At 70.6% G+C, this 11,527-nt stretch carries 12 protein-coding genes; 7 read left to right on the top strand and 5 right to left on the bottom strand.

Annotation, left to right across the window (positions count from 1 at the left end; all coding sequences use genetic code 11):
- Nucleotides 1-67: 67 nt before the first annotated feature.
- Together WMF17_RS09925 and WMF17_RS09930 are read left to right on the top strand one after the other, a co-directional pair.
- Nucleotides 68-1,264 carry a serine hydrolase domain-containing protein gene (locus WMF17_RS09925; RefSeq protein WP_437649042.1) on the top strand — a complete coding sequence of 399 codons (1,197 nt, stop codon included), beginning with the start codon at nt 68-70 and terminating at the stop codon, nt 1,262-1,264.
- A 511-nt stretch (nt 1,265-1,775) separates the two neighbouring features.
- Entirely contained in the window at nt 1,776-2,405 is a 630-nt protein-coding gene (locus WMF17_RS09930; RefSeq protein ID WP_437649044.1) for a serine hydrolase domain-containing protein, read from the top strand.
- A gap of 7 nt (nt 2,406-2,412) precedes the next feature.
- Here the strand turns inward: WMF17_RS09930 and WMF17_RS09935 are convergent, their stop codons facing one another.
- The 3 genes from WMF17_RS09935 to WMF17_RS09945 form a co-directional block, all read right to left on the bottom strand.
- Nucleotides 2,413-2,574 carry a hypothetical protein gene (locus WMF17_RS09935; RefSeq protein ID WP_437649046.1) on the bottom strand — a complete coding sequence of 54 codons (162 nt, stop codon included), beginning with the start codon at nt 2,572-2,574 and terminating at the stop codon, nt 2,413-2,415.
- Between the two features lie 248 nt (nt 2,575-2,822).
- Nucleotides 2,823-3,062 (bottom strand): hypothetical protein, encoded by a 240-nt coding sequence (locus tag WMF17_RS09940; protein ID WP_437649048.1) that lies wholly within the window; start codon nt 3,060-3,062, stop codon nt 2,823-2,825.
- Between the two features lie 164 nt (nt 3,063-3,226).
- Nucleotides 3,227-3,619 (bottom strand): hypothetical protein, encoded by a 393-nt coding sequence (locus tag WMF17_RS09945; protein WP_437601732.1) that lies wholly within the window; start codon nt 3,617-3,619, stop codon nt 3,227-3,229.
- A 363-nt stretch (nt 3,620-3,982) separates the two neighbouring features.
- Between WMF17_RS09945 and WMF17_RS09950 the strand changes: the two genes are divergently transcribed.
- The 5 genes from WMF17_RS09950 (at nt 3,983) to WMF17_RS09970 (ending at nt 8,301) form a co-directional block, all read left to right on the top strand.
- Complete coding sequence (locus WMF17_RS09950) at nt 3,983-4,594, top strand: hypothetical protein (protein ID WP_437601734.1); 612 nt, start codon at nt 3,983-3,985, stop codon at nt 4,592-4,594.
- A gap of 270 nt (nt 4,595-4,864) precedes the next feature.
- Entirely contained in the window at nt 4,865-6,415 is a 1,551-nt protein-coding gene (locus WMF17_RS09955; RefSeq protein WP_437649050.1) for a hypothetical protein, read from the top strand.
- Nucleotides 6,415-7,614, top strand: coding sequence for an ARPP-2 domain-containing protein (locus tag WMF17_RS09960; protein ID WP_437649052.1), 1,200 nt, complete (start codon nt 6,415-6,417; stop codon nt 7,612-7,614). The genes WMF17_RS09955 and WMF17_RS09960 overlap by 1 nt, the downstream gene beginning before the upstream one ends.
- A 155-nt stretch (nt 7,615-7,769) precedes the next feature.
- Nucleotides 7,770-7,997, top strand: a complete 228-nt coding sequence (locus WMF17_RS09965) for an addiction module protein (protein ID WP_437601738.1) — start codon at nt 7,770-7,772, stop codon at nt 7,995-7,997.
- A gap of 1 nt (nt 7,998) precedes the next feature.
- A complete protein-coding gene (locus tag WMF17_RS09970; protein WP_437649054.1) occupies nt 7,999-8,301 on the top strand; it encodes a type II toxin-antitoxin system RelE/ParE family toxin in 303 nt (100 codons plus the stop codon).
- A 463-nt stretch (nt 8,302-8,764) separates the two neighbouring features.
- On the opposite strand, the gene WMF17_RS09975 is transcribed toward WMF17_RS09970, so the two are convergent.
- Both WMF17_RS09975 and WMF17_RS09980 read right to left on the bottom strand, forming a co-directional pair.
- Nucleotides 8,765-9,502, bottom strand: coding sequence for a hypothetical protein (locus WMF17_RS09975; RefSeq protein WP_437649056.1), 738 nt, complete (start codon nt 9,500-9,502; stop codon nt 8,765-8,767).
- Between the two features lie 294 nt (nt 9,503-9,796).
- Nucleotides 9,797-11,272 carry a reverse transcriptase family protein gene (locus WMF17_RS09980; RefSeq protein ID WP_437649058.1) on the bottom strand — a complete coding sequence of 492 codons (1,476 nt, stop codon included), beginning with the start codon at nt 11,270-11,272 and terminating at the stop codon, nt 9,797-9,799.
- Nucleotides 11,273-11,527 lie beyond the last annotated feature (255 nt).

An 11,527-nucleotide genomic window follows, 5' to 3' on the forward strand; every position in this document is an offset into this window, starting at 1 on the left:
ACGGTGCGACATCGAGAAAATCGTAAAAACCGTTGAACGGAGCCAAGCCGAGCGGGAACACACGGGCATGGCGCTCAGCAAGTCCTCGATTCCGCTCTTCTGCATGGCATTTCTCGTCGCGGGTTGCCCGAACAACTCTTCCGAGGAGGGCGACGCGACGTACGACAAGCTGCTCCAGGAGGGGGTGGACAGGATCCAAGCGAGCGGCATTGTCGCCGTGCATGCCGAAATGCTCGAAGGTGACCGACGGATCCGTGCCCGCAGCGGCGTGGCGCAGCTCAACAGCGAGACGCCGGTCGACTTCGACAGCTACTTCCGGATGGGCAGCAACACAAAGACGTTCGTCGCCGTCGTCGTGCTGCAGCTAGCCGGTGAGGGAGCGCTGTCGCTGGACGACACGGTCGAGCGGTGGCTGCCCGGCGTCGTGTCGGGCAACAGCAATGACGGCTCGCTGATCACGATCCGCCAGCTGCTCCAGCACACGAGCGGTATCTACAACTACACCGGTCCGGCCGAGCCGGACGGCCCGGATCCGCAGTCGGCCCTGGCCGTGCTGCGCTCCGCCGACGAGTACATGCAGCATCGGCTCGACCACATGGACGCGGAAGAACTCGTGGCGCTCGCCATGGAACACAAGCCGACCTTCGATCCGGGGACGCAGTGGGCCTACTCCAACACGAACTACGTGCTCGCCGGCATGATCATCGAGCGTGCCACCGGAAATCACTGGAGCGAGGAGGTCGAGGCGCGCATCCTCGATCCGCTCGGCCTCGACCACACGTTCGAGCCCGGCGATGAGCCTGATCTGCCTGCCCCGCACGCCGTGGCATACCAGCAGTACGAGGTCGACGGGCCGCTCATCGACGTCACGATGGCGAACCATACAATGGCCGGCGCCGCCGGCTCCCTCGTCACGACCACCGCGGACCTCGCGAAATTCTGGCGGGCGCTGACCGAAGGATCGCTGCTCGATCCGGAGCAGATGGCGGAGCTCCACGAGACGGTCCCGGCGCCTGCCTTCGACCCGATCGCGCCCGGCACCGATTATGGCCTCGGCATCATGTGGATCCCGACCAGCTGCGGTGGAGGGTACTGGAGCCACGCCGGGGGCACGCTCGGGTACTCGACCCGCAACGCCGCGAGCGACGACGGCTCTCGCGTCGTCGTGATGTCGCTGTCGACGTCGACCGACGACCCCGAGGCCGCGTACGCCACGATCATCGATAGCTTCAAGATCATCGATCAGCTCATGTGCGCTGATTGAGCGTGGGCCCGGCGCGGGAGGCGCGGCCGCCCCGGGGAGGCCCGTGGCAGCGCGCCGAGGTTCGAGCGATTGAAGAGGTAGATGAACTGCACGGCGAGCCTCCCGCCGCGGGAGATCCCATCGAGATCGTCGGGGTGCCGCTGGAGCACGACGGAGGCGAGTACGCGGAGAAAGTTGTGCGCCGTGCCCGCTGCACGGAGGGCGACAGGAGGCCCGACGTGGCAGAGCACTACTGGCGCTGGTACGAACCGTGGCGCTCCGTTGCTTCCCCCGAGAATTCGGGAGGGCGCGGCGACGAATCGCAGCCCCTTGGGGGATGGCCCCAACCCGGACCCCCGGCGAGCCCCAGGAGATACAGTGCGATCCGCCGGCGCCGCGCCGCGCCTCGTACCGGAGAGCCCGCCGCTCGTCGGGCAAAACCCCTGCCTGGTCATCCGTCGCTCGATCTCGCCACCTCGTCTGGCAACGTGGGTGCCCTATGACATCCCGTACGAGACGAGATTCTCTGTCGATGGTGGTTGCCCTTACTGCGCTGGTTGCTCTGAACCCCGCATGCATGGAGGACCTCACGGCGGCGGCCATCTTCAGGCTCGAGGACGAGGGAAATTTCAGCGTGTCGGACTCGCTCGCGACCCTTTTCGACGACGTGCCGGCCGACAAAGCCGAGATCACCGTCCTGCAAATCGTCCAGCGCAGCGCCGGGTTCGACGAGTACCACGACACCGAGGGAGACTTCGAGCCCATGGCGCGCCTTGAAGCCCGCCAGCGGATCTTCGCGCAGGAGCTGCGGTTCGCGCTGGGAAGCGAGGTCGACTACTCGAATTCGGGCTATACTTTGCTGGCCGACGTCGTCGAGACCGTTTCGGGGCGAGGGTTCACCGATTACGTGCGCGACGAGCTCCTGACGCCGGCCGGGATGCAACACAGCGGCTTCTTGGGGGACCCGGTGTGGGAACGGGTCGACACCGCAATCGGGTACGGCCACTCGACGTTCGGGAGCAACGACCCGGCCGCGTGGCCGTACACGTGGTCGCTGGTCGGCAACGGCGGGCTGGTCACGACGGTCTCCGATCTGGAGCGGTGGCTGGTCGCCGTCTGGGGCGGGGGCGAGCTCGCCAAATTCGTTCTCTCGGTGAGATAGGACGAGCTCAGCCTGGCTGGCGAATGCCCACGGTGTTCTCCAGCAACTGCTGCCGGACCTCCCGCGCCCGCTCGCGCGACACGGGGACGCGGAGCGTGGGGCCGACTTCGACGATCAGCTCTCCCGCGATCGCCCGGTGCATGCCGAGGCGCAGGATCGTCGTGCTCATGGCCGAATCGCCCCGGAACCGCTCCGTCACCGCGTCGATCCGGCGGCACAGCGCCGGCGTCGAAGTCCGGACCACCGCCGTCCTCGCTTGAGCTTCCAGGCGGCCATCGCGAGCTGGCGATGAGCTTCAGGAAGGCGTCATTGGGTCGAGCGTCGATCTGAAGCTCAGAAGCCGACGGGACCCGCGAAATTTCTATTTTGCGGGCGCGCCTTCACCGAAATCATGAATCGACCAGTCGATGAACATCTTCAATCGTTCATTGAGGTGCCGGTTGGGCGGGTAGACGATATGCAGGGGAATGGGGGGCGCGTCCAGTCTTCCAATAGCGCGACCAGCTCGCCCGAGTCCAGGTAAGGCTGAACGCAACGTCTGAGATGCTGGCCGATGCCCGGGCCCGATAAGATCATCTCGAGGAGCCCATTGCCGTCGTTGGTCGAAAAAGCGCGATCTGCAATCTCGTGACGATGGCTCCCCTTCTCGAAGATCATCGGATCCAGCTTGCCCGTGGCAGCAAAGAAGCAGCCGGCGTGGGCGTGTTTCTTCTCGAGATCCGCGGGAGAGGAAGGGGGCCTGAGGGGATCCCTTAGATGGCGGCGCCATCGTACGCCAGGTCCGCTGCCGTTCACGACGTCATGGTGCGCCCCGCTGCCTGTCAGCTCCCGAAGGCCGCGGACCGCCCCGTCCGCGCCTGGATCACTTCGTCGAGCCAGCGCAGCAGACCCACCAGCGGCGGCCGCTCCTGCGCCTCCCGGTGCCATAGCCGGATCTCGCGGCGTCCGGCAGGCGTCTCGATGTCGAAACAAACCTGCGCCTCCCCGGGGACGCCCATTCGTTTCGACGCCGCGTCCACCGCCGCGGCGCCGCCCAGCAACCGATCGAGCGCCGCCATCTCCGACTCCGACAGGGGCTCCGGTCCCCGGTGGATCTCCTCCCCGAGCGCCTGGCCCGCGAGCGTCACGCTCCCCCCGGCGTCGACGCTCACCACCCACGCGCCGAACCGTCCGTTCGGGCCGTACGCCGCGCCGCCTCGGAAGACCATCCTCATGATGACGAGCATTGTGCCCCGTCAAGCTGAAGCTGAACAGCGTAGACAAGACGCAACGTATTCATGGTGAGCTATGTCGCAGTCCTCGTGCCGCAAGTCAGCCACGCTGCACGCGCTGGTTGACATAGACAACCTTACGCGATCCGCATCCCTGATGGGAAAGTGACGCCCTCGCGTCGCACGACGGCGAGCCGCCCGGATCCGGCGCTTCTTCAGTTCCTGTCGCCGGATGTCACGGTGATGACCACGTTGCCCTTCTTGCGTCCCGTGTCGACGTTCGATAGGGCTGGCGAGCCCGCGCCGCGCCACCGGCCCGCTCTTCCGCGTTGGTGCCCCGCGCCCCCCGGGATACGCTCTCGAAGCATGGAGTCACGTCCTCTCGGAGCGGCCTCGCTCTGCGCGATCGTCCTGGGCCTCGCGGCGTGCCAGCCGGCGGCGACGCCGCTGCCGGCCCGTGTCCGTATCTCCATCGACGGCGCCGTCATCAGCCCGGCCAAGGCGGACGGGCGTCAATGGGACGGCATGGGCGTTGTCGCACCGGGGGCGCTCACCGCGATCGGCGACCTGCTCAGCACGGCGCACCCGGCCGTCGCCGCCGCCAGCGTGGCCGGGGTCGCCGCGGAGGCGGCGGGGGCGGGCACCGAGCCGCCGGAGCCCTTCGGCTCGGCGGAGCTGTTCGTGGGCGGCCGGTCGCTCGGGCGGCGCGCGCTCGATCGCCCGGGGCAGCGCGACACCTGCGCGCCCGGCTGGAAAGGCCCGCCGACCTGGCGCCACGTGCCGCTCTCGCCGGATGTCCACCTGAGCGGTGAGCTCATCGACAGGGACCTGGTCAACGACGACTTCATCGGGAGGTTTGCCATCCATCACGGTCACCTCGTCGAGGCGCTCCGGGCGCGCACGGTCTATCCGGTGGCCGTCCGCGATCAGGCCGCCGGACAGGTGCTGTTCGTCTGGATCGAGGTCTGGCCGGAGTAGCCCGGCGTGGACCCGCGCCGGCGACGCCGGTGCCCGCGCGTCTTCGCCTGGACCCGTGCGATGCGCCAGCGCAGCGCCCGCGCCGCCACGCCCTCGCCGGCGCTGCCCAGCGCGCCGGTGAAGCAAATTGGCTCAATCAATCCGTTCCGCGAGGCGCCCCTCCCGGGGTATCGTGTGCTCGCCGCCCGTGGGACTCCGGGGCGATTTCCGAGCCCAGTCTGGTAACTGTTGTAGGTTGATCGCCCCACCATTCCCCGGGCGGCGCTTCGTATGCCCCCCGCGCCCCCCGCGTTCCCTGCACGTTTCCATACCGAGCGCGTCGAGCGCGAGGACCTTGTCATGTTCATCAACGCCTGCTTCGCGTGCACCGGGCAGGCCGAGTTCTATGGCTCCTCGGGCGGGCAGGTCGTCTCCGTCGAGTTCCTCCACGAGTACATCCTCGGCAACTACCGCCGCCTCTACGCGCGCACGCTCGCCGCCGGCATCAACCACTTCAACCAGGCGCGCATCGCCGTGAACCTCCTCGCGACAGGCGCCGAGACGCCCGCCGCGGACCGGCGCGAGGAGGGGCTGCTCATCGCGGCGGCGCTCCGGGAGCTCCCGCCGCAGCGCGCGCTCCGGGCGCTCCGCGAGCTCCGGGAGCGCCGCGTGAACAACCGCCGCGCGCGCGCCGTCATCCGCGGCTACCTCGCCGGACGGCCCGAGCCGGCCTTCGACGCCGTCAAGTACCGCGCCCACGTCCGCGCGCTCGCCGCGCACGCCCACCTCCGGCTCCCCGGCGAGCTAGGGCCCTTCCTGTTCGAGCCCGGGCGGCGCGCGCCGTTCGAGACGCCGCTCCTCGAGCGCGCGCGGCAGGCCCGTTACGCGAAGGAGGCGATCTTCGACCTGCCGCTGACCGTCGCCGAGGGGCTCGCCGCCGCCCGCGGCGTCTCGCGCGACGAGCTCCTGCGCCGCGCCGCGCCGCGCATGACCGAGGGCGAGCGCCTGCGGCTGCAGCGCACCGCCGGGCGCGAGGACGTCGACCTCGCCATCGACCTCGGCCGCGCCCCGCTCACCCGCCTCGCCCTCTATGCGCTCTCCCTGCCCGAGAAGGCGCGGCGCGACCGCCGCGACGAGCTCCACGCCGCGCTCGAGCGCGCCGCCGCCCGCGCGCTCCGCCGGAGCCCCGCCGCGCTCGGGCGCGTCGCCGCCGTGCTCGACCGGAGCTACTCGGCGTCCGGATCGAGCGAGAAGCGCCGCCGCCCGCTCGCCGTCGCGCTCGGCGTGAGCTACCTGCTCCGCGCCGCCGCCCGCGAGTACCGCGCCTTCTGGACCGCGCCCACGCCCGACGAGCTCCTCGTCGATGCGCGCGGCCAGACCGATCTCGCGACGCCGCTGCTCGACGCGCTGGCCTTCCGCCCCGACGTCGTGCTCCTCGTCTCGGACGGCTTCGAGAACGACCCGGCCGGCGCCGCCGCCGAGGTCGCCCGGTGCTTCCGGGCGCGGCTCGACCCGGGGCAGCGCACGTCGATCGTCCACATCAACCCCGTGTTCGACAGCGAGCGCTACGCGCCCCGCGCGCTCGGCCCGTCGATCCCGACGGTCGGCCTGCGCGACGCCGAGGATCTGCCGACGGTCCTCGGCTTCGCCCGGTTCGCCGAGGGGACGGCGCCGCTCGCGGAGCTCGAGCGCTACCTCGCGCAGCGCGCGGCGGATCTGCTCTCGCGCCACGCCCGAGGCGCCGGCGCCGGTGGGACGGCGGAGGCGCTTGCCGCGACGCCGGCGGAGGCGCCCGCCGCGGCGCCGGCGGAGGCGCCCGACGCGGCGCCCGAGGTGTCCTGATGGCCAAGGCGCCGGCCCTGATCCAGTCGCTCACGCTCCGGGGCCTCTCGGCCACGCACGCCCAGGTCTTCGCGGGCGTGCGCCTCGTCCCGCTCCTCCGGGCCGCGCCGCGCGACGACCTGCGCATCGCCCGCCACGGGTACGACGACACCCTGGCGGTCGTCGATCTCAGCGACGGCGCGACCTATTGCTCGACCTACGTGCCGCACGCGCTCGTTATCGGGTGGACCGACGACGGCTCGCCCGTCGCGTCCTACGGCGCTGCGCTCGGGGCGCCGACCGACAGCATCCCGCTCGCCAAGCGGTGGCGCGGCGTCAACGTGCTCCACCGCATGACCCGGCGCGAAGCGCGCGGCGAGGACCCGGCCGAGCGGAACCGCCTGCGCCTCCTGCCGCAGCACCTCGCGATGGAGGGCTTCCTCGCCCTGCATTTCAACGCGCCCGAGATCGCCTGGTCCGAGTACTCGCGGCGGGCGATCTCCCGCGGCCTCGACCCGCGCGTGGAGGTGTCGCTCTCCGGCCGGGCGATCCCGAGCCTGGAGGACGCGCTGCGGGTCTTCGAGATCCACGAGGGGCAGTGCGGGCTCCTGCTCTTCGTCGGCGAGCTGCTCGCGTCGGTGTTCGTCGTGTCGCACCCCGACGACTACCGCGCGCTGCACCGCACGCTGATCGAGGACCTGTTCGAGCAAACGCTGCTCTACGCGGCCCGCCACAACGGCGACAGCCAGGCCTTCACGCACACCTTCGACGCGGCGCAGATCGGCTCGCTCGACGATCTGCGGGCCGCGCTCGGCCGGGCGCGGGCCGAGGCCGGCGCGCTGCACGTGGACACCGCCGCAGGCCTCCTCGGCCGGCCGATCTCGGCGGAGCGCGTGTACCGGGCGGGGCCGTTCTCGCTGCAGCGGTTCATGACCGAGCTCGATCCGGCGCTCGACAACCACATCGGCGAGGCGATCGTGCGCGACGACGGCACGCTGGAGTACGCGAAGACCTACCGGCTCTCGGCGGGGCAGGTGCGGCGCGCGCGGCTCCTCCAGCAGCTCGCCGCGCACGGCTGGAACCTCGACGCCACCGCGGCGGCGCTCAAGATCGCCCGCGACCAGCTGCTCCGGCGGATCGACGGGGAGGGGTTCGGCTACCTCATCGCGGAGCACGTCCTCAAGGCGGCGCTGAAGCGGACGCGCGAGCGCGGTCGCTGAGGGGATCTCGGCGCCTCCCGGGGCGCGCCCCAGGTTGCGGCGTGCGGCGTGTGTCCCAGGTTGCGGCGTGGGATGCGCTCGCCACGCCGCGCAGGGGCTCAGCTCGCCCGACCTGCACCCCCCGAAGCGTGGCCAGCGCTGCTACACTGCGCTCCATGAGCAACCCGGCCGAGAAGCTCCTCGACGAGGCGTTGAAGCTCCCGGAGAGCGAGCGGCGCGTCATCGCGCTCCGCCTGCTCGACAGCGTGGGCGAGGAGCCGCCCGAGGAGATCGAGCGCGCGTGGACCGAGGAGGCCCTGCGTCGCCTCGAGGATCTCCGCGCAGGACGTACCCAGCCGATCCCGTGGGAGGAAGCTCGGAAGCGCATCTTCGCGCGGGGCTGACGTGGCTCGACGCGTCCTGTCCCTCGCGCCCGAGGCCGAGCGCGAAGCCCACGAAGCCTTCCGCTGGTACCGGGACCGGGACGAGCGTGCAGGCGTCCGCTTCGAGGCGGAGTTGCTCGCCGCCCTCGACCGCATCACGGAGACCCCCGAGCAGGGTCCCGAGATCGAGCGAGGCGTGCTGCGCATGCTCCTGCACCGCTTCCCGTACGGTGTCCTGTACGCGATCGAGCCGGAGCACGTCTTGGTGCTCGCGGTGATGCACCTCCGGCGCCGACCGAGCTCCTGGCGCGGCCGCGGGGGCTGACTCTTCGAGCGTCAGCCGCTCGCAGCGCGCCCCCGTCGTTCTTCTCGACGCCCAGGAGGGCCTGCTGGCCCGTACTGCGCGCGGAATCGGGCGAGCCCGCGACTGGGAGGCGCTCGAGGCGCAGCCCGCTTCGGTCGATCTGGAGCGGGATATCGTGCTGCTCCGGCTCTACCGAGAGAAGCCGATCCAGGGGCTGCAGATCGCGCTCTCGCTGCGGGAGGATTACCTTGTTCCAGGGCGGCCCTGAAGGGAAGCGAGCCACCGCATCATCCATAGGGGAAAAAGGTCCACGGACGAGCGCCGCTCGCTGGCGTCTCCTGGGAGAGGCACCGTGTAGCAGGAGCGGATGAACAAGCTCCTGGAGCAGCGATCCGCTTGAAGACCGAGAATGTACCGCAGAGGCGCAGAGGAGAGGCTGCCTCTCCTCGAACAGGGGCTGAGCCCGCGAGGTCGGCTCGGCGCGTCACATCGGCTCTTGCAGATCCTTGTAGCTCGGCAGCGCGCCGAAGTTGAACCCGATGCCGAAGTTGTAGACGAGCCCCGGCCCCTCGACGCTCTTCATCATCGTGATCTCGGGGTGGATCGCGAAGTTGTCCGATGCCCGGAACTGGAAGCCGAGGCTGCCGCGCAGGAGGAGGCCGTCCGCGCTCGCCGCGGCCTCATCGTCGTCCGAGAGATCGCCCGAGGCGAGGCCGTAGGTGACGCCGGGGCTCACCACGATCGAGAACCAGTCCGCGGGGTTCACGGCGAGCATGAGCGGCGCGTGCAGGTAGACGATGTGCACGGAGGCCTCTTCCGCCGACAGGAAGAAGTACTGGAGCCCGGGAGCGACCGCGAGGTCGAAGATGCCGCGGACCGGGTTCACCTTGAGATCGACGCCGAACGAGCTGAGGTTATGGACGTGGGCGCCGATATCGAGCATGTCCGTCAAGCCGGCCCGGAGCTGGTACGAGGGCAGCGTCGGCAGGAATCCGCTGGTCGTCCTCGTCGCCGTCTCGACCTCGGTGGTGCTCGGGTCGTCGGCGAGCTCCTCGATCTCGCCGATGTACCCGAAGCTCTCGAGGGACACCGAGTGCGAGATCTTGCCGGGCTCCACGGTCCGCGGCGTTCCGTAGGAGTTCGGGTTGGGGCACCCGCAGAGCAGGGAGCCAAAGAGGAGGACCGCCGGGAGCGCCAGGAAACGAGCAGAGGGCTTTCGCATAGCCGACCATCCTACCCATTCCGCATTTTGGATGTCCAGGCACCTCACGGAGGGAGCAGCTTTACGACAGGGGCTTGTTGCGGGGCCTATCGTGAGCACCCAGCCACGGACGAGCCTGGACGACGAGGTGTCATGCGTGGCTCATGCCATCATAGCATGGACTGGATACGTCGGTCGATGGCGAGGACCGGCTGCGGACCTCGGCACACCGTCGTTCAAGTCCACCGCCGATCCCGCGTGGGCGCCTCGGGCCGGGCAGCTCGTCGAGGCCTCTCCAGCGACCACGAAGGCTGCCTAGCCCGCCTCCCCAGCCGGAGCCGGCTGGCTCCGCTCGAGCGTCTCGATGCGCCCGAGGAACGCGCGCCCCCTGACCGGATCCGTCATGTACACGAACGCCGCGAGCCCCTTGAGCTGCGCGAGCGTCTCCCCCTTTCCGGGCCTCCCGAGCTCCCGGTTGCGGATCGCCGCGCGCAGCGCGCGCACCCGCTCGCGCGGGACGCGCGCCGCAGGGACGGCGTCGCCCGCGCCGTTGACGACGAGGCCCGTCACCTTCTGCCGGCTGCCCTTGCGCATCACCACGGTCTTGCTCGGATGCAGCCGGAAGCCCTCCGAGCTCAGGATCTCCCGGAGCCCGCGGAGCAGCGCGCCCACCGGCGCGCGCGGCCGCGCGGCGCCGGCGACGCCCGGCGCCTCGGGCGCGCGGAAGGAGAACGTGAGATCGTCAGCGTACCGCGTGTAACGAAGCCCCAGCTTGCGCGCGAGGCCGGACGCGCGCCGATCGAGCCGCAGGCAGATCGCGTTCGTGATCGCCGGGGAGGTGGGCGCGCCCTGCGGGAGCACGCGCGGGCCCGTCGCCACGTAGAGCGTCTGCCCTCGGAACTGCACGACGTCCCGCGGCGCCTCCGTCGAGAGGAGCGCAACGAGCGTCGCCGGACCCTCGGCCACGCCCGCCTTGCGGAGCAGGCCGCGCACCCGGCGCCACGTGATCGTCGGGAAGAAGTCCTTGATGTCCACCTTGACGATGGTGTCGGCGCCGGCGTGCGCGGCGGCGTTCGTGACGATGGATCGGCTCGCCAGGAAGCCGTGCGCCGCGGCGTGGACCGGCAGCTTCTCGAACAGGTTGCGGAGCGCCCAGCGCTGCGCGCGCTTCAGATCCCGCTTCGGCGACGAGATGGTGCGCGCGCTGCCGTCGCGCTTCGGGATGTGCCACCGCCGGTAATGGGTGCCCGTGTCGACCTCGCGGTGGTACGCGAGCCAGCGGAGCCGCGGGATCGACAGCCCCAGCGCGCTCGCGAGCTCGGCCGCGCCCGGCAGGTCGGGGAGGCCGTGCGCCCGCGCGCGCTCGCTCAGCCCGGGCACATCGAGCCTGTCCGGCCCGCCACGGTCGCTCCAGTGCACGCCCGCGCCAAGGTGGTTGACGTGCGTGGCGACGTAGGCCTCCCAGGCGAGGCGGCGCAGCGAGCGGCGCTCCCTGGCCTCGACCTTCTTGCGCTCCTTCCACTGAGCGCGCTCCCGGTCGGACATCGCCTTGGGATCGCCGGTCGCGAGGGCGCCCTTCGACGTGAGCTCCGCGCTCACCCACGCGTCGATACCGCCCGCCTCGTCGATCGCCTTCCAGCGGGCGACGCGCTCCTCGTGGGCGAGCCGGCGCGCTTCTGCGCCTGCGGCGGCGTGGAAGCGCGCCGCCGCGCCGCCGGGGGCAGGCGGCGTCGTGATGGGGAGAACGACGGGGGCTCGGGCTTGAACGGTCGCGTCGATCTTCGCGGTCATGTCTCGGTGGGAGCGTGGTGGTGAGTCACGATGGGAGCGATCTGTCCCGGGGACGCCGGACCGTCGATCGCTGTCTCATGTCGCCAAGAGAGGCTCCAAGCGCATCACCTTCATCGCTTGGTGCACGGTAGCCTCACCGGTTCTCCGGCTAGACGAGCCCTACGGCGTCGGGAGAAACGGCGTTTGCGAGGTTGTCTCAGCTCTCCCGACGCCGTAGGGCTCGTCTAGCCGAAGAGAACCAAGAACAGGCTACCT

It is taken from the genome of Sorangium sp. So ce362, from assembly GCF_051519845.1.
In the GTDB taxonomy this organism is placed as follows: domain Bacteria; phylum Myxococcota_A; class Polyangia; order Polyangiales; family Polyangiaceae; genus Sorangium.